The organism is Neobacillus solisequens, from assembly GCF_051233465.1.
In the GTDB taxonomy this organism is placed as follows: domain Bacteria; phylum Bacillota; class Bacilli; order Bacillales; family Cytobacillaceae; genus Neobacillus.
This window is the reverse complement of record NZ_JBKFGJ010000002.1, coordinates 147557-165976: the sequence shown is the minus strand read 5'-3', so window position 1 is coordinate 165976 and position 18420 is coordinate 147557. Positions and strand designations below refer to the sequence as shown.

General features: G+C 38.1%; 17 protein-coding genes, 2 tRNA genes and 1 other annotated feature. Of the genes, 5 read left to right on the top strand and 14 right to left on the bottom strand.

Going from position 1 to position 18420, the window contains the following annotated elements; translation table 11 throughout:
* Position 1 precedes the first annotated feature (1 nt).
* Genes trpD through trpE form a run of 3 tightly spaced genes read right to left on the bottom strand, consistent with a single transcriptional unit; the run spans position 2 to position 2995 of the window.
* Positions 2-1027 (bottom strand): anthranilate phosphoribosyltransferase, encoded by a 1026-nt coding sequence (gene trpD, locus ACI3K6_RS01330; protein ID WP_435553385.1) that lies wholly within the window; start codon positions 1025-1027, stop codon positions 2-4.
* Positions 999-1610, bottom strand: coding sequence for an anthranilate synthase component II (locus ACI3K6_RS01325; RefSeq protein WP_435553384.1), 612 nt, complete (start codon positions 1608-1610; stop codon positions 999-1001). The genes trpD and ACI3K6_RS01325 overlap by 29 nt, the downstream gene beginning before the upstream one ends.
* The gene (trpE, locus tag ACI3K6_RS01320; protein WP_435553383.1) at positions 1607-2995 is read right to left on the bottom strand and encodes an anthranilate synthase component I; all 1389 of its coding nucleotides are present in this window, start codon (positions 2993-2995) and stop codon (positions 1607-1609) included. The genes ACI3K6_RS01325 and trpE overlap by 4 nt, the downstream gene beginning before the upstream one ends.
* 66 nt (positions 2996-3061) lie before the next feature.
* Positions 3062-3309 (bottom strand) — a binding site (T-box leader).
* 190 nt (positions 3310-3499) lie between these two features.
* Here trpE and ACI3K6_RS01315 point away from each other — a divergent pair.
* Positions 3500-4780, top strand: coding sequence for an MFS transporter (locus ACI3K6_RS01315; protein WP_435553382.1), 1281 nt, complete (start codon positions 3500-3502; stop codon positions 4778-4780).
* A 60-nt stretch (positions 4781-4840) separates the two neighbouring features.
* On the opposite strand, the gene ACI3K6_RS01310 is transcribed toward ACI3K6_RS01315, so the two are convergent.
* The 3 genes from ACI3K6_RS01310 to ACI3K6_RS01300 are packed head-to-tail and all read right to left on the bottom strand — an operon-like array spanning position 4841 to position 8375.
* The gene (locus tag ACI3K6_RS01310; RefSeq protein ID WP_435553381.1) at positions 4841-6703 is read right to left on the bottom strand and encodes a PTS fructose transporter subunit IIABC; all 1863 of its coding nucleotides are present in this window, start codon (positions 6701-6703) and stop codon (positions 4841-4843) included.
* Positions 6700-7626: a 1-phosphofructokinase gene (gene pfkB, locus ACI3K6_RS01305; protein WP_435553380.1), complete on the bottom strand. Its 927-nt coding sequence runs from the start codon at positions 7624-7626 to the stop codon at positions 6700-6702. The genes ACI3K6_RS01310 and pfkB overlap by 4 nt, the downstream gene beginning before the upstream one ends.
* Entirely contained in the window at positions 7623-8375 is a 753-nt protein-coding gene (locus ACI3K6_RS01300; protein WP_435553379.1) for a DeoR/GlpR family DNA-binding transcription regulator, read from the bottom strand. Before ACI3K6_RS01300 ends, pfkB begins: the two co-directional genes overlap by 4 nt.
* Before the next feature lie 212 nt (positions 8376-8587).
* On the opposite strand from ACI3K6_RS01300, the gene ACI3K6_RS01295 reads away from it, so the two are divergent.
* Both ACI3K6_RS01295 and ACI3K6_RS01290 read left to right on the top strand, forming a co-directional pair.
* Positions 8588-8658, top strand: a tRNA-Gly gene (locus ACI3K6_RS01295).
* A 10-nt stretch (positions 8659-8668) separates the two neighbouring features.
* Positions 8669-8757, top strand: a tRNA-Ser gene (locus ACI3K6_RS01290).
* Between the two features lie 47 nt (positions 8758-8804).
* On the opposite strand, the gene ACI3K6_RS01285 is transcribed toward ACI3K6_RS01290, so the two are convergent.
* From ACI3K6_RS01285 to ACI3K6_RS01270, 4 genes are read right to left on the bottom strand one after another with little or no spacing between them, the layout of a single operon-like run.
* Positions 8805-9704 carry a 4Fe-4S binding protein gene (locus tag ACI3K6_RS01285; protein WP_435553378.1) on the bottom strand — a complete coding sequence of 300 codons (900 nt, stop codon included), beginning with the start codon at positions 9702-9704 and terminating at the stop codon, positions 8805-8807.
* A 24-nt stretch (positions 9705-9728) separates the two neighbouring features.
* Entirely contained in the window at positions 9729-10316 is a 588-nt protein-coding gene (locus ACI3K6_RS01280) for a DMSO/selenate family reductase complex B subunit (RefSeq protein WP_435553377.1), read from the bottom strand.
* 12 nt (positions 10317-10328) lie between these two features.
* Positions 10329-12728, bottom strand: a complete 2400-nt coding sequence (locus tag ACI3K6_RS01275) for a DMSO/selenate family reductase complex A subunit (protein ID WP_435553376.1) — start codon at positions 12726-12728, stop codon at positions 10329-10331.
* On the bottom strand, positions 12721-13389 hold the full coding sequence (locus ACI3K6_RS01270; protein WP_435553375.1) for a TorD/DmsD family molecular chaperone: 669 nt from the start codon (positions 13387-13389) through the stop codon (positions 12721-12723). The genes ACI3K6_RS01275 and ACI3K6_RS01270 overlap by 8 nt, the downstream gene beginning before the upstream one ends.
* A gap of 208 nt (positions 13390-13597) precedes the next feature.
* On the opposite strand from ACI3K6_RS01270, the gene ACI3K6_RS01265 reads away from it, so the two are divergent.
* Positions 13598-13891, top strand: coding sequence for a DUF6509 family protein (locus ACI3K6_RS01265; protein ID WP_335481791.1), 294 nt, complete (start codon positions 13598-13600; stop codon positions 13889-13891).
* Positions 13892-13915: 24 nt separating this feature from the next.
* On the opposite strand, the gene ACI3K6_RS01260 is transcribed toward ACI3K6_RS01265, so the two are convergent.
* The 3 genes from ACI3K6_RS01260 to ku all read right to left on the bottom strand — a co-directional run bounded on the left by ACI3K6_RS01260 (position 13916) and on the right by ku (position 15434).
* On the bottom strand, positions 13916-14119 hold the full coding sequence (locus ACI3K6_RS01260; RefSeq protein ID WP_335481767.1) for a cold-shock protein: 204 nt from the start codon (positions 14117-14119) through the stop codon (positions 13916-13918).
* 90 nt (positions 14120-14209) lie between these two features.
* Entirely contained in the window at positions 14210-14410 is a 201-nt protein-coding gene (locus tag ACI3K6_RS01255; RefSeq protein WP_335481764.1) for a cold-shock protein, read from the bottom strand.
* 193 nt (positions 14411-14603) lie between these two features.
* Positions 14604-15434 carry a non-homologous end joining protein Ku gene (gene ku, locus ACI3K6_RS01250; protein WP_335481762.1) on the bottom strand — a complete coding sequence of 277 codons (831 nt, stop codon included), beginning with the start codon at positions 15432-15434 and terminating at the stop codon, positions 14604-14606.
* Positions 15435-15559: 125 nt separating this feature from the next.
* Here ku and ACI3K6_RS01245 point away from each other — a divergent pair, with 125 nt between their 5' ends.
* Positions 15560-17395, top strand: a complete 1836-nt coding sequence (locus ACI3K6_RS01245) for a DNA ligase D (protein ID WP_435553374.1) — start codon at positions 15560-15562, stop codon at positions 17393-17395.
* Positions 17396-17412: 17 nt separating this feature from the next.
* Here ACI3K6_RS01245 and dapF read toward each other — a convergent pair whose 3' ends face one another.
* Positions 17413-18390 carry a diaminopimelate epimerase gene (gene dapF, locus ACI3K6_RS01240; protein ID WP_435553373.1) on the bottom strand — a complete coding sequence of 326 codons (978 nt, stop codon included), beginning with the start codon at positions 18388-18390 and terminating at the stop codon, positions 17413-17415.
* Positions 18391-18420 lie beyond the last annotated feature (30 nt).

Sequence of the window (18420 nt, the reverse complement as noted above, 5' to 3'; positions counted from 1 at the left end):
TTTATATCGCCTCTCTTTGTTTCGACCTAGATTTCTCAATTAGTGTATTTAATTTTTCAATCGCAGCACCTGAATCAATCACTTCACGAGCTAATTCAACTCCTGCCCCAATCGCGCTTGCCTTTCCCGCGGTATAAATGCCAATTCCAGCGTTCAATAATACGGTATCCCTGTGGGCACCGCGCTTACCCTTTAACACATCCAGTAATATTTCTGCATTATCCTTTGGATCTCCACCTTTTATCGCATTGTTATCATAAAATGGCAGTCCTAATTCTTCAGGAGTAAATACATAATTGGAGATCTCTCCTTTATCCAATAATGTATAATGGTTTTCACCTTGAAGGGATGCTTCATCCATAAATCCTGCACCATTGATTACGACTGCTCGTTTTCTTCCCAATTGCTTTAAAACTTCAGCGAATACATTTAACAAATCCCGACGGTAGACGCCCAGTAATTGATAATCAAGTTCAATGGGATTCGTTAAGGGACCAATGAAATTAAAAATCGTAGGAATTTTTAACTCCCTTCGAACCGTCATGACCTTTTTTAATTTAGGGTGAACATGAGGGGCAAATAAGAAGGCCAATCCCACTTCCTCTATAAGTTCTTCCGTACTTTCTACAGACAAATTCAAGTTAATACCCAAATATTCCAATACATCAGCACTGCCGGTTTTACTAGAAACACTACGATTTCCGTGTTTAGCTACAGGGATACCTGCCCCCGCAATGACAAATGCCGAAGTTGTGCTAACATTAAAGCTTGAGGAGCCGTCACCACCCGTGCCGCAATTATCAATCGCGTTGACGAATTTCTTTTTAAATGGGAGGGTATTAGCTTTCATGGCTTTTACGATCCCAACAATTTCATCAACGGTTTCACCTTTAGATTTCAGTCCCATTAGAAATGCAGCGATTTCAGACTCAGATACTTCTTCTCCCAGCAAAAAGTCAACAGCTTCTTGCATTTGGTACTCTGAAAAGGATTTTTGTTCAGCTAGTTGGAGTAGATATTCTTTCATAGCGATCCTTCCTTTCGATTTCATGTAAAAAGTTTTTCAGAATTTGTTTACCAGATGGAGTTCCGATTGATTCTGGATGAAACTGCATTCCGTATACAGGGTACTTATAATGCTTAATGGCCATTACTTCCAGATCGTCCATTGCATGGGCAATGCATTCAAGCTGATGAGGCATGCTTCCCTTTTCAATGGTTAAAGAATGATATCGCATCACCTCTAACGGTGATGACTGATAGTTAAAAATCGTCCCGCCATTATGTTTAATATAAGACGTCTTTCCATGCTTGATTTGAGAAGCTCTCTTGATTTCACAGCCGAATGCTGCTCCAATTGCCTGATGCCCTAAGCAAATTCCTAAAATTGGTATTTCTTGATAAAAGGTTTTGATTAAAGGAATACAAATCCCTGCATCTTCCGGTCTGCCCGGTCCGGGAGATAGGATAATGGCTTTCGGATTTAATTCTTTAATTTCTTCCAGAGTGATTTGGTTATTTCGAAATACCTTAACCTCTTCACCCAATTCACCTAAATATTGATAAAGATTAAAGGTAAACGAATCAAAGTTATCAACAATAAGAATCATCCTGCACCCTCCAAGAATGTTTTTAATTTATTTAGGGTTTCCTCAAACTCATTTTCAGGGTCAGAATCATGCACGATTCCGGCGCCCGCCTGAATATAGGCTGTGTTATCTTTTAAAATCATCGTTCGAATCGCCAGGGCAAAATCGATATTTCCATTTACGGATAAGTATCCTACGGCTCCTGCGTAAAGGCCACGTTTTGATTGCTCAAGGGTGTTGATAATTTCCATTGCCCTGACCTTCGGTGCTCCGGATACTGTTCCGGCAGGCAAGCACGCGGCAAGCGCATCCAGCGGTGAATAATCAAGATGTAGTGTTCCGCTAATTTCAGATACGAGGTGCATCACATGTCGGTATTTCTCCACTGCCATATATTTATCAACCTGAACCGAGCCAAACTCACAGACTTTTCCGAGATCGTTCCTTCCCAAATCCACTAGCATTTTGTGTTCTGCCAACTCTTTTTCATCCTGTAACAGTTCCTTTTCGATTTCCTCGTCTTCCGCTAGATTCGTCCCTCTCCTTTTTGTCCCGGCAATCGGATTAGCTATCACTGTTTTCCCCCTTGTTTTAATTAAGCTTTCAGGTGAAGAGCCAATGACGACGTAATCTTCAAAATCGATATAAAACATATATGGAGTAGGATTATTAGCACGATGCTTTCGATAAAGAGATAAAGGCGCACCTTGATATTGAGACTTCATTCTTCGAGAAAGCACCACTTGGAAAATATCGCCCGCTAGAATATGTTCCTTCGCAATCTCAACATTTTTGATAAAGGTTTCTTTAGACATTTCAGAATGAAAACCTGATAAAGCAAAGGGGAGTTCTTCTTCATAGACATTTGCTTGTTTAAGTTCTTCGATTCTTTTACACATTCTCTCTTCTACTGTTTTTTCTGTACTTGTTTCTAACAATGGGAGACCGAAAATATAAACTTTTTCCTCATGATGATCAAATACAATTACCTCTTCAAAGAACAATAAATGGACATCCGGCATATTTAATTGATTCGAATATTCCTGGCCAATTACCTCAAATTGTCTGACAATGTCATATCCAATATAACCAATTGCTCCGCCAATAAATGGGATTTGCGAATCTTCCATTGCCTTTATCGGGAAAAGTTCTTTTAAGATCTCCAATGGATTTCCATGAAGATTTCTCGTTTCCCCAGTGCGATTGATTAATACATTTTCTTTCCCGATAGAAATGATTTCAAACGCCGGATCAGCACCAATGAATGAATAACGGCCAGAATGATTAAATTTATGAGAACTTTCCAATAAAAATTTTTTCTTGCCACTTATCTTTTGAAGAATTGATATTGGAGTGAGGACATCACCTCTAATTTCCTTCCTTAACACATTCGTTTGTGTTTCCATGTTTTTTTACCCCTTTCTGAATAAAAAAAAATCGTCCTCTATGCGCATAAATAAATATTTATGCGCATAGAGGACGATTCTATAACCGTGGTGCCACCTCAATTTGAAGCAAAAAATTGCTCCCTCATTTTCAGATACGGAATGATTAATTCGATATCCTATCCTTTTAACGGTGGAACTCCGTGTATCCCTACTAGTGTTCAAGATACCTCTCACAAGTCCATTCGACAAATTCTCTCTTATCGGGCTCCCACCAATACCCGACTCTCTGAAAAGAAATAAATAAGTGTACTCCTCTTGTTCAACGAGTTACTGTATTAAATTATTTTGTTTTATCTTATTAGTTTTTTCTTTACCTGTCAAGAAATTTTATTCGAATTTTCAAAACAAATGAAAAGCTCGAGCAATTCTCTCTGCCATTAAAAGGATATATCTTTCTTCATTATTTTTAAAGAAATAAGTCCATATTAACATTACAACTAATGAAGGCGGGATAGTGGACAAATGGAATATATTGAACAACTGTCGAAATCTCCAAGGACCGCAAAAAAGAAGCAGTCTCAAGCTGGTAAAAAAAATTCCGGGGAGATATCAAAACAAAAATGGGCGATCCTTTCCTTATCTTCTATTCCTTTAGTAATGACCTTGGGAAATTCAATGTTAATCCCAATCTTACCTTCAATGGAAAAGGAACTTTCCATTTCCTCATTACAATCTAGTTTGGTCATTACGGTTTATTCAATCGTTGCCATTATATTAATCCCCGTAGCAGGTTATTTATCTGATCATATAGGTCGGAAAAAGGTTATAATCCCGAGTCTTATTTTAGCTGGGATTGGAGGAATTATTTCGGGATGGGCGGCTTGGAAATTTGAAAATGCTTATTGGGTTATCTTAATCGGACGATCCCTTCAGGGAGTAGGAGCTGCTGGAGCCTTTCCAATTGTTTTGCCGTTAGTAGGTGATATGTTTAAAAATGAAGATGATGTTAGTGTTTGTTTGGGGCTTATAGAAACCTCCAACACCTTTGGCAAGGTTCTCAGCCCAATATTTGGGGCCTTTTTGGCCGGAATCCTATGGTATATGCCGTTTTTTGCATTTCCTGTATTCTGTGCCGTCTCCATCATCCTAATGATCTTTCTTGTTAAATCCCCAAAAAAGAAACAAGAAAAGATCCCATTTAAGGATTTCTTTATGGGTGTGAAAAAAACATTTACCAATGAGGGTCGTTGGTTATACGCGATTTTTTTTATTGGTGGAATTTTGATGCTTGTCTTATTTGGAGTGCTATTTTACCTTTCTGAGACTTTTGAAAAAGAATATAATATCAAGGATTTAAAAAAGGGGTTCTTTTTGGCACTGCCATTAGGTGCACTTTGCCTTTCATCGTTTATAAGCGGAAAAATAATTAAAAAAAATAAAATACTTATGAAATGGCTAACATTTGGCGGAATTCTTGCGGCAGCACTTTCCATTGCAGCACTTTGGTTCTCGATTAAATTATGGTATATGATTACGATGTTTTTGATTATGGGAATAGGGATTGGAGCAGGTCTACCTTGCTTAGATAGCCTCATTACCGAAGGAGTAGAAAAGAAAGAACGAGGAACCATTACTTCAATATACAGTTCCATGCGGTTTATTGGTGTGGCTGCCGGTCCACCAATTATTGCTTTGTTAATGAAACAGTCCAACCACTGGATTTTTATCCTGATGTCCAGTTTAAGTCTCATTGCTGCGTTCGTAGCTTTAAAGGCGATTAATCCACAGAAAAATGAAAAATAATTGTAAAAAAGAGCTGAGTAGGTCTCAGCTCTTTGAGTATTTCTCAGCTCTTTTCATGGTCTATTGTTTTACCGGCTTTTTTAATAAACCGATTAACAGTGCAGAAACAATGGAACCAATTAAAATCGCCAATGCGTATTTCAGTGCACCGTGTTCCACTAACGGAACAACGAAGATTCCACCGTGTGGGGCTCTTAAGCCTATTCCAAAGGCCATTGAGAGAGCTCCGGTAACTGCTGATCCGATCATAATAGATGGAATGACACGTAATGGGTCAGCTGCTGCAAATGGAATTGCACCCTCAGTAATGAATGATAATCCCATGATATAGTTCGCTTTTCCTGCATCTTTTTCTTGCTCTGTAAATTTATTTTTAAATACAGAAGTAGCAATCGCAATACCTAAAGGAGGAACCATACCGGCCGCCATAATCGCTGCCATTGGTTCATAAACCCCACTTGCTAAAAGTCCAGTTCCAAATACATAAGCTGCTTTATTTACAGGACCGCCCATATCAAACGCCATCATCAAACCAAGTATGATTCCTAATAAAACAGCATTTCCAGTTCCCAAGCCAGTTAACCAATGAGCAATTTCAGTGTTAATCCAAGCGACAGGTTTATTTATGACAAAATGCATGATAAAGCCAGTAATGGCAATACCTAAAAGTGGATAGATTAAAATACTTTTAATACCTTCCAATGATCTAGGCAAATTAGCAAACACTTTTTTAAGTAGATTTACGATATACCCTGCAAGAAAACCAGCAATTAATCCACCAAGGAACCCTGCACCACCATTGGCAGCCATCATACCCCCTACCATACCAGGAGCAAAACCAGGGCGATCAGCGATACTCATGGCGATAAAACCTGCCAATACTGGCACAATCAATTTGAAGGCATTACCGCCGCCAATTGTCATTAAGGCATCGGAAATCGGATTATAGGATGGGTCTTTAGGATTAAATGAATTATAGCCAAACATAAAACAGATCGCGATTAAGATACCGCCCCCGACAACAAATGGCAACATGTTGGAAACACCATTCATTAGATGCTTATAGAAACCTCCAACGGAAGAGCTTGCATCAGAAGTAGATTTTTCACTACCATTCCCCTTATAGATAGGAGCATCTTGTTTCACAGCACGATTGATCAATTGTTCAGGCTTGCGAATTCCATCCGCTACAGCCGCCTGGATGACATGCTTGCCACTGAATCTTTCCATTTCCACTTTTATATCTGCTGCGATAATGACGGCGGTTGCATTTTCAATTTCTTCTTTTGTTAAAACATTCTTTGCTCCGCCGGAACCATTCGTTTCGACTTTGATGGTAACACCCATATCAGCAGCTTTTGCTTTTAATGAATCCGCTGCCATATAAGTGTGAGCAATTCCGGTTGGACAGCCAGTGACCGCAACAATTGATGCAGCCTTCCCTGAAGTAGATGTTTCTACTTGTTCCTCTTTATCAAAGCGATTGATTGTCTCAATGATTTCCTCAGCTGTAGTGGCCTTTAGAAGCTCATAACGAACCTCAGCTTTCATCAGTAGACCTGAGAGACGGGCAAGTGCTTCTAAATGGGTATTATTCGCTCCATCCGGTGCTGCAATCATGAAAAATAAGTGTGCAGGTTTGCCATCCAAAGAATCATAGTTAACCCCTGTTGCTGATTTACCAAAGGCAATGGCAGCTTCTTTAACAGCTTTTGTTTTTGCATGAGGAATAGCGATCCCGTCACCAATTCCTGTGGTGCTTTGCTCTTCGCGTTTAAGAATAGCCGTCTTAAATTCACTTTTATCAGATATCTTATTCGCTTCGAATAATTTATCAACTAACTGATCAATTGCATCTTGCTTTTGATTGCCTTCAATTTGAAGTAAAATGGTGCTTTTTGTCAGCAACTCTGAAATTCTCATAGCGGTCTCTCCTCTAATGATTTAATATGAACTTGTGGCAATAATTCTTCAACATTTTCTTTCGTGCAAAGCCCCAATGAAAATGCTGTTGAACTTCCTGAAGCAACACTAAATTGGAATGCTTTTTCAACATCAGCTTTTTTTCGATATGCAGCCAAGAATCCTGCCACCATCGAGTCACCTGCCCCAACAGAGTTTTTCACTTTTCCTTTTGGCACCTCTGCCAATAACGATACCTCCTTGTTAATAAAGACAGCTCCTTTATCTGCAAGCGACACAATAACATTTTGTGCACCCATCTCAATAAGCTTCTTTCCATATGGAATAACTTCATCAGGCGTTGAGAGATTAACATTGAATAATTCTCCAAGTTCATGATGATTAGGCTTTATTAAGAATGGCCGAAAAGGGAGTACCTTTTTTAATAGATCCCCTTCTGCATCTACAACAAATTTTGCTCCCTTTGCCTCACAAATTTTTACTAGCTCCTCATAGGTTGTTGGAGGTAAGGTTGACGGGATGCTTCCCGCTAATACCAATAAGTCATCTTGATCCAAATAATGAACTTTTTCCTTCAGCAATTGAAAATCCTCTTCTGTGATCATAGGTCCCCGAGCATTAATCTCAGATTCTATACCCGTTTTTAGCTTAATATTTATCCTTGTATCTTCTTTCACTTCCACAAAATCTGTAGCGATACTTTCATTTGAAAGATACTGTTTAATATAAGCACCTGTAAAGCCGCCCACAAATCCAAGAGCCATACTTTTTATGCCAAATTGTTTTAAGACTCGGGAAACATTAATCCCTTTGCCTCCAGGATATTTTGCTTCACTAATCGTTCGATTTAACTGTCCTAATTCAAATTGTTCCAACTGTACAATGTAATCGACAGAAGGATTCAAAGTTAACGTATAAATCATGTTGTCACAACCTTTATTGTCGTTCTATTTATATATTGATTTTCCGTTTCAGCTTCCAATTCATTGGTGATAATGGACGCCTCATGGATTTCAGCAATTTTCGCGAATGAAATTTCAGCAAATTTTGTATTATCTGCGAGCACATATGATTCTCTTGAAAGTGAAATGGCTTTTTGCTTCACCATTGCTTCTTCCTGATCCGGCGTTGTAAAACCAAATTGCGGATGTATACCATTTACCCCCATAAAGCATTTATCAAAACGGTACAAGTCAAGACTTTCCAATGCACCTCGTCCGATAAAAGCATTTGTAATTGGTTTAACAAATCCTCCAATTAAATAGGTCGGTATCCCCTTAATTAACAACGGGGCTACATGCATTAATCCATTTGTCACTACAACGATATTTTTTGATGGAAGGAATTCTACCATTTCAAATATGGTCGAACCTGCATCTAGATAAATACAATCTCCTTCTTCCACCAAGGAAGCAGCATATTGCGCTATTAATCGCTTTTCATGAAGGTTTTTGGATGATTTTTCAATCATGCTCGGTTCTTGAAGTTTTCCCTGCAATCTTGAAGCTCCCCCATGAATCCGCTTTAAAAATTTTTGATCCTCGAGTTGGGATAAATCTCTTCGAATGGTTGATTCAGAAGAATTTGTCAGCTCCATAATATCCTGTATTTTCACCGTATTTCTATCTTTAAGTAATTGAAGAATAATCTGATGACGTTCAGGAGTTAACAAGTTATCACCACCTAACTTCTTTTTCTACCTTTATAATACTGAAACCGATTGCAAAAATCAATCATTTTCTTTCAAAAACTTTCATTATTTGAACGTTTTTGATTACTTTTTGACAATTACTTTAAAAAACTATCATTTAGTTGGCAATTTTAATTATTTTCTACCATCACATTTAATATTATGTTATAATAGTTTTCACTATTATCAGATATGCGGGTGTGGTTTAATGGTAGAATTTCAGCTTCCCAAGCTGACGGCGGGGGTTCGATTCCCCTCACCCGCTTCATACTTATGGAGGAGTACCCAAGTGGTTATAAGGGGGCGCACTCGAAATGCGTTAGGGCGGGTAACCGTCGCGTGAGTTCGAATCTCACCTTCTCCGTTAAAATCAAAAAAACGCCAACTAAACTGGCGTTTTTTTTGATTTGCTTAACCATACGGGCTTAACCATTCAGGATCTCTATTTAAGCAGATAGGGCATTCTTTTGCTCTTGAATGAAAGGTTTTGAACGTTTTACCGCATGACTGGCAGATATTTATTAAAAATTCTTCAGTTACCTCAACGTACTCACTGCATTCAAAATAGATCTCCAATGCATTTTCAGGGCAAATATCTGTACAATCCGTACAATTCACACATCGGTTGCTCATTATGCAGAGAATATTCTCTTTTATTTGGAACACATTTTGACTGCATAAAGTAAAACATGCCTGACAAAGAGTACACTTTTCCTTATTAAGCTGGACAGTGTAAAACTGGTTTCCGGGATAATATTTAGTTAAAACCCATTCCCCATCCTTTATTTTCCATGCAGCAGGAGCAGCAATTTTAGCTATTTTTCTGCCTTCACTTTTTAATGATTGTAGCAATTCTCTTCTTGTAGTTTTGGAATCTCTTTTTACAACCACTTCAAATGGGGTCTGACCCAATTGTTTTAAAAGGATGTTCGCTTCTTTTATTACATCATGCCACTTGTTTTGATGAGTAGTCTCCAAAGAAATGGACTGAATGCCTCTTTTTTTATAAATAAGTAATTCCTTTACAGAAGGTGTAAAGCTATCATTATAGATTATACTTCTATCAGAAAATTGACGTTCTGAAGCGATACCTGTGATTGCAGATAATGGGCAGGAAATCATGCATTCACCGCAAAATGTACAAAGATCCTTATTTAGTGTCATTTTTTTATCTTGTATTACTAATGCATGTAATTGGCAGGCATTCATGCAATAACTACAAGTGGAATGATTGTTTCGCACCTTTGAACATCGATCTGTCAGTTCAAAATCAATATGCATACTTTCCAGCCAATCCAGTATTAATGACACAATATCACCCCCAAATACCGGTTATTAAGTATTGGATAATTTTGCATCTTTATGTGGTAAAATAACAAGATTTGGATTTGTGATTTTACTGCTTGGCATACCTTTAATTTGGCTGACCCGACCATACTTTTTCCGAAGCTCGTCTATTGGCCCAAATTCAATTGCTCCCATTGGGCAGGTAGAAACACAAACAGGATCCTCCCCCTTTTCTTGTAGATCAAGGCAGAAATCACATTTATTTGATCTAAATACTTTTTTATTATATTGAGGAGCTCCGTACGGGCAAGCTTTCACACAAAGCTGTGTTCCCTGACAAACATCTTGGTCAATGGTGACAACCCCATTGTCTTTATTCTTACTAATAGCTCCAACTGGGCAAGTCGGTACACATCTTGGATTGGTACAATGATTACAAGCGATAGAAAAATAATAGGCCTTTACATTTTGAACGATTCCACTCGTTGGCTTTTGAAGGAAACTGCCCTCTTCATACGCGTAAACCCTTCTGAAATTGATTCCGACATTTAAATTATTTTTATCCTTACAGGCTACGGTACAAGCTTTACATCCGGAGCAAAGACTTTGATTAATATAAAACCCCAATTGCGCCAATTCACTCACTCCTTATGCTTTTTTTACTTCGACTAAATTCGTTTGCTGCGGATTGGCTTTAGCTAACGGGGTTGGCTTTTGCGAGGTTAATACATTGATCGACCCCCGTTGGTCCATACCAGTTTGATCTGGTGAGTACCAAGCACCTTGTGGAATTCCTACCACTCCGGGAACAATTCTTGGTGTTACCTTAACTGGAATTTGTATCATTCCACGGCCATTAAAGACTTGGACAAAATCTCCATTTTGAATACCCCTACCTTCTGCATCCTTGGGATTCATCCACATTTCTTGTTTTGCCGCTTCCTCAAGCCATTCTTGATTGTCATAAGTTGAGTGACATCTACGTTTATAGTGCCAGCTAATGAGTTGGAGTGGATATGTTTTAATTAATGGATCACTTGGACCTTCCCATGATGGAATGTACTTTGCAATAGCCGGAATTTCCTCATGTTTGTTCATAGCCCATAAATCTTTTGAAAATAACTCTATTTTACCTGAAGGTGTTTCAAAAGGATGTTTTTCTGGGCTTTCTATTTGGTCCTTAAACGCAATTAACGGTTCTTTATGTTTAAAATGGTAAACCCCCATTTTTCGAAATTCCTCAAAGGTAGGAAAATCCGGGTCTAGTTCCTTTTTCGTTCTTTTCACACTTTCCTTGACTAAATCTAGGGTCGTTTTTCCTTCGGTGAATTTCTCCTTCAGTCCCAGCTTACCGGCAATCTCCGCAAATACATCATATTCATCGCGGCATTCATATAGAGGTTCAATTGTTTTCTCCCCTAATACAACATAATCACCAAAACACCATGGAACTCCTATGTCCCACCGTTCAAAAAAAGTTGTGCCTGGCAGTAATATATCAGCATACTTCGCACTTGGTGTCATAAACAGATCACTTACTACGATAAATTCAACTTTACTTTCATCTTCAAGCAATTGCTTTGTCTTATTAATGTCAGAATGTTGATTAATTAACATATTGCCAGCCATATTAAAAATACATTTAATATTACTTTTTAATTTGTCGGTACCCAATAATCCATCGTCCACTGTCATTTCAGTGCCTTTTTCAACAGCTGCTGTCCATAGGAAGCAAGGAATTGATGCCTTAACCGGATTTTCATAGGTAAATGGATAAACAATGTCCGAACGGCTCCAATAACCCGTTCCAGCGGCCCATCCGCCCAATTTCCCTACATTACCAGTCAAACAGGCTAATTGTGCACCGCCACGCATGAATTGTTCCCCATATGCCTGTCTTTGGGCTCCCCATCCTTGTATAAGGACTGCAGGCTTTTGTGTAGCATACTCCCTAGCAATCTCACGGATCTTATCTGCCGGCACATGACATATTTTTTCTGCCCACTCCGGTGTTTTACGGATGCCATCCTTTTCACCGAGCAGATAGCTTTTTAAGGACTCCGTACCTGCAATTCCCTCCGGCATATGCTCCCCGTCAAACCCGATGCAGTACTTATCCAAAAATTTCTGATCATGCAAATTCTCGGTAATCATCACATAGGCCATCGCATCCATCAAAGCATTATCAGTGGTAGGGAGGATGGGAATCCATTCATCAGCAAATGCGATTGCTGTATCTGTATATCTTGGATCAATGACAACTATTTTGGTTCCATTTTTCTTTGCTTGAATCAAATACTCCCTATATGGAGTCGAAAAAATCATCTCGGCAGGATTTTGTCCCCATAAAATAATGTATTTGGAATGAAGTAGATTATCAAAACTACTTCCAGAGTTATTCGTACCATATGTATAAGGGGTGGCGATATTTCCTGCGCCTGAGCTGTAGTCATTTCGATAATTTAGAAAACCACCAGTCAGTGCCAGTAATTTCCTGGCAGCATTTTTACCGCCGTGCAGTCCCCAACTTTGCCCTGATGCATAGTTAACATATCGTGATTCTGGTCCATATGTATCACCTATTCGTTTTACTTCAGAGGCAATGGTTTCAATCGCTTCTTCCCAAGAAATTCGTTTGAATTTTCCCTCCCCTCGTTTTCCAATCCGTTTCATTGGATATTTAAGCCGGTCAGGATGATAGAGCATTTTTCGATAATTTCGACCTCTAACACATGCCCTTAAAGGAGGTGTGGATGGATCGCCGCTTTCATGTGAATCCGTACTAACCCTGACAACTGCTCCATCTTTAACATGAGCTTTAATGACACATCTTCCACCACAGTTATTAATACTACAGGTAGAAATAACTTGTTCCTTGTCAATTTCCTTTGCGCTTGTTATTTTTTCTTTTTTATTGCTGTCTACCAGCATTTTTGTTCCTATTCCGCCAGCAATAACAGGAATTCCAATGGCACCTGACCATTTCAAAAAAGTGCGCCGTTGCATTTTATTTGAAAACAGATTGGTAAGCCCTTGTTTTTTAGACATCGGCCAGTACCTCCTTTATCTCTTTTAAAGATGTCAAATCATCGCTTATAAAGTCTTCTAGCAACATCGATACCCCAAGGTACAAAGTACTTGTAGTATTTCCGATGATCCTTTTGCAAAAATCAGGAACCCAAAACAAAAGATGCTGTTCCAGAAAGTCAATTTGACACTGGATGATGTCCGTTATTTGATTCAGGTTTATTTCTGATTGACATAAACTCGAAAGGTAGATCATAAATTCTAATTCCAAAAGAAGATGGTCATCCGGTTCATTATTTTCTTTTACATATTGTAGACCAAACGTTCGATATTTCTCCCTTACCTGGAAGGTCCATTCTTCAAAAACCAAATGTTCTTTACTTCTGTAATAGGATTCCCATGGAGGTGCCACTAGAGGGCCTGGGCCAATAAAAAGTCGTTGGTACTCTTCACGCTCAAACATTAATTGTTCCAATGTTAAGGTTTTAAAAAATTGATCAAGAATTTTCCCACCTTCGTGAAACTCACCCAACATTCCAAAATTCCCATATATAGAAAGCTGAAAAAATATTTCTTCCTTATCTGGTTCAGAGAAAAGGATATGGAGTATTTGATAAAAATTTTTCCTAGATAACATGTATGATTGAAGTTGACCATAAACAGATTCAGTGAAAATGTTCATTTCTCCCCTCCTTTTTGTGAATGTATTCACAAATATATATAAAATTTTCTTGTTTTTTTACAATTTTATATTACCGCATAATTCCATTAAAGGGTTTACAATGTGCATTATTTCACATTTATTTCATAAGTATTATATTTACTGATGCAATTATTTTTTTGTTATGGAAAAGATGTGTATAATAAAATCGACTAATTAAATGCAAAGGATGATTTTTTTGAACATAACAGGCCATACAGTAGAAAAGCTGGAAGATCCATTCGGATTAATCTCAGGTGAGCGCTATGAATTCTTTTTAGAACTTGAGGTGGATGAAGAGGATGAACTTTTTTCTGAAAAAGGAATTGGACTAAGGGTCCTTTTAGGTATAGATGATGGCAATGCAAGAATGATTAACTATCATTTTTATGAACAAGGCAAAGAAGAAGTGCTTGATTTTGCCCTTGAGGACGATGAAGAGGAATTAATACTTAATTATTGTAAAAACAATATAGAAGACTAAAAGCAGGGAGTAACCCCTGCTTTTCTACATAAAATTCTGGCTATGGTTATGAATGACCTGTAGCATCTTCGTACTTTCACTCATTGGATTTTTGCAAACTGGACAAAGGGGCACATCACTGCTTTTAAAATTATCGCGAATCCAGCACTTACAATTCTCGGAAGTACAAACCCAAATCTTTGTTTCCTCCAATTTGATTTCCTCTTCATTTCTTCTGCCAAATGCCATTATTCCCCACCCCTTGTTTTTCATAATGAATATATAGTAAAAAAGGTAATGCTTTTCTTGTTAAGCATTACCTTTTTTTAATAAAAATGATTAAACTGCTTGAACGTTTGCAGCTTGAGGTCCGCGAGCACCTTCAACGATTTCAAAAGATACTGATTGACCTTCTTCTAATGTTTTGAAACCTTCAGATTGGATTGCTGAAAAGTGTACGAATACATCTTGGCCGCCTTCAGCTTCAATAAATCCAAATCCTTTTTCTGCATTAAACCATTTAACTTTACCGTTTTTCATTTAAAATTACCCCCAATATTTTGTTCACTTTAAAGTTAATTTCACATTAATATAAAAAGTCGCACTACACTGATGGGCATAGAAGACATCACCCACATTTCGTGCAGTTACGACTACTAAATCAACACATATATAACGAACTTAAAAGCGTAATTTTATTATCCCTCATTTTAAAGCTTTTGTCAACAAATTATTAGGCTTCCTTTTTGACTTTGGCTGTTGCTTTCTTTCTTGGAGCTGCTGCTTTTTTCGGTTTGGTACGATCGATTGATGCCTGTAAAGCAGCCATTAAATCAGTAACATTTGTAGCCATTTCTTTAGGTGCCGCAGAAACAGTTTCTTTTCCCTGGCGTTTCGATTCAATCAGTTCGAGAAGGGCTGTTCGATATTCATCAGTATATTTTTCAGGTTCAAAAGTGGAGGTTAATTGATCTATTAATAAAATGGCGGTATCCAGCTCTTTCTTTGTCACCTTATCTTCAGATGGAACATTAGGTACATCAGTGGCATTTCGTACTTCATCTGGATAATGAATGGTTTCCATAACTAAGATATTCTCATAAACACGGATGACCGCCAGCTGCTCTTTGGAACGAATCACAATTTTAGCCAAACCAACTTTTTCGGATTCTTGGAGTGCTTTCCGCAATAAGGAATAGGCCTTTCCACCACCCTCGTTTGGTGACATATAATAACTGCGGTCAAAATATATAGGATCGATTTCTTCCATTTTGACAAAATCAATGATTTCTACAGCTTTTTCTTCATTTTCTTTTCGAAGTTTTTCAAGCTCCTCGTTGTCGAGGACCACAAATTTGCCTTTTGTATATTCATAAGCCTTAACTATATCCTCAGGCTTTACTTCCTCTTCACAAACTGAACAAATTTTTTCATATTTGATGGGGGCATGACATTTATTATGAAGGGTACGAAGCTTGATATCTTTATCTTCTGTTGCAGCATGGAGCTTAATTGGAATATTAACCAGTCCAAAGCTAATACTGCCCTTCCACATTGTATGCATAAAAATTCTCCATTTCTTTTTGTTTCTAGTGTGTGTGTTAGGAACAAGCTGAATTCCTTAAAACAACTGGAAAAAGGATATTTGTCTCCCTTTTACACAAAATAAAGGAAAAAAGGGGTAAAGTGATGAAACCAATGCTTCCTAGTCTGACTTTTGAGACCCCAATCGAAAAAGACTGGTTTTATGAAGTAAAATATGACGGTTTTCGTGCTATTTTAGATTGGAACACCGCCAATCCTGTATTAACAAGCCGCAACGGGAAAGCGTTATTGCCGCAATTCCCTGAAATAAGCAGATTTTTATTAGATCTAAAGGATCAAATTGCTCCCTTTTTACCCCTACAGCTAGATGGTGAGCTTGTGGATCTTGAAAACCCCTATAAAGCTAATTTTTCTGCGATTCAAGTACGCGGACGTATGAAAGCAGCAAAAAAAATAAATGAGCAGGCAGCTTTGTCACCTTGCAGACTGATGGTTTTTGATGTACTGATGTTAAGTGGAAAACCATTGAATACTTTGCCTTTTCCCAAAAGGAAGGAAAAATTGAAGCAATTTTTTAAAGCACTCGAATTAGACGAAACACCGGATCCATATAATGAACAGCTGCTCCAATTTGTTGAGCCCTACTCTGATTTCAATGAAGTTTGGGAAAAAGTTGTGTTATATGATGGAGAAGGAATTGTTGCCAAACATGCGAATAGCCAGTGGGAAGAAGGAAAACGATCTTTACAATGGTTAAAATATAAAAATTGGAAATATGTAAGTTGTTTTGTCACAGCATATGAGAAATCAAATGGGTACTTTTATGTTGGCGTTTATCGAAATCAAACTGTAACGACTATTGGTCAAGTACTCTTTGGGTTTAAGCCAGATGAAAAACAAGCACTTCAACAAATAATCAAGCAAAATATGAAAAGGGAAGATTCTCAATTTATCCATGTCGAACCAGCAATTTGCCTGGAAATTAAATATTTGGAACTCTATGAAGACCACTTGCGAGAGCCACATTTTCATCAATTTCGCTTTGATTTAGAGCCTGCTCAATGTACATATGAAAACTTTATTTTCCAACAAAAAAACTTACCAGAAGAATTGAAAATTACTCATCCTGATAAACCATTGTGGGAAACTCAACAAATTCAAAAGGCAGATTATATACTATATTTAAGGGAAGCCTCCCCCTATATGCTGCCTTTTTTAAAAAACCGGCTATTGACCGTTATACGTTTTCCACATGGGATGTTTGGCGAAGCCTTTTATCAAAAAAACTGTCCAGATTACGCTCCCTCTTTCGTGAAAACTCATATGTCTATGGATATCCAATATATTCTCTGCAATAATCTTAAAACGCTTATTTGGTTAGGAAATCAACTGGCCATTGAATTTCATATACCGTTTCAAACAGTTAACAGTCATGGTCCAAGTGAAATTGTCTTTGATTTGGATCCTCCGTCACAAAAGGAATTTTCGCTTGCTGTCAAAGCAGCATTGCTTATAAAGGAAGTAACGGATCAATTAAATTTAGTTAGTTTTATAAAGACATCTGGCAATAAGGGTCTTCAGATTTATGTACCTTTGCCAGAGAATAAATTTAGTTATGATGATACAAGGCTGTTTACTAGTTTTATTGCAGACTATTTAATCTCACGGGATCCTGATTCATTCACGATTGAGAGGATGAAGAAAAATCGCGGGAACCGGCTCTATGTCGACTACGTCCAACATGGTGAAGGGAAAACCATTATCGCTCCCTATTCAATGCGCGGAAATGAGCTTGGTGGAGTAGCTACCCCTCTTTATTGGGAGGAGGTAAACGATAAGTTGGATCCGAAGGCCTTTACCATGCAAAATGCCATTACTCGACTTAAGAAGTTAGGCGATCCCTTTAGAAATTATTTTCAAACAAAAGCGATTCAACCATTTGCCCCTGTATTAGAGGTTTTAAAAAAAGGCAAAGGATAAGGCAGAAATGCCTTATCCTACATGTTTTCCTTGAGATATTGCTGGACTTTCTGCTGCAGCTTTTCATAATCAGGCTGTTCGAGAAAATCTTTTTTAGATATCACAGTATATAGGCTGTCGTGAAGGTTCACTTCAACTTCAGCTTTGTATTGATAGGTTGCATTACCTATAAGATCGATGGTGAAGGTTCCGTCATGCTCGTGAACCACACATTGAACCATTCCGCCGTTATTGTATACATTGATGACTTCCTCAAATCGATTCATTTTTTGCAGACACGTCACCAGAGATGAAGCTGACATGGCTGTACCACAAGCATTTGTAAAGCCTACACCCCGTTCATAGGTCCGAACATAAATAGCATTTTCCTGTATTGATTTAACAAAGCTCACATTAACGCCGTCAGGAAATAACTCGTTAGGACCATTAACATATTCACTTAACTGCCGTTGAACCTCATTTTGCAAGTCCTCTGTTTCCACTAGTGTGATTAAATGAGGATTCGGTACTGCCAAAGCTGTAAAAGTAAAGCGATCCGAAAGCTGCATTATTTTTTCATTCACCAATGTAGACTGATTTAACCTTAATGGAAGTGACTCAAGATCAAATAACACTGGAGATATCTCAACTTGATAGGTATGAATTTCCGGAAAGAGCTCCTCTTGCCTCCCTACCTTAAGGTCAGCTTTCATCGTTTCAATTACACCATTCTTTTTCCCAAGAAGCTCACAAACATAGCGGGCAACTAGGCGAAGTCCATTACCGCACATCGAAGCCTCCGAGCCGTCGGCATTAAAAACCCGCATTCTGGCATCGGCATGGTCACTTTTCATTGTAAAAAGAATTCCATCCGCTCCCATTCCAGTCTTGCGGTCACATAAAAGCCTCGCCATGTCAGCCCTTTCCTGTTCGGAAAAAGCGTATTGATTTGTGATTTCATCTATTATGAAAAAATCATTTCCTGAGCCATGTCCTTTTATGAATTCAATTCTCACGTCAAAACCCCCAACAACACGTAATAAAAT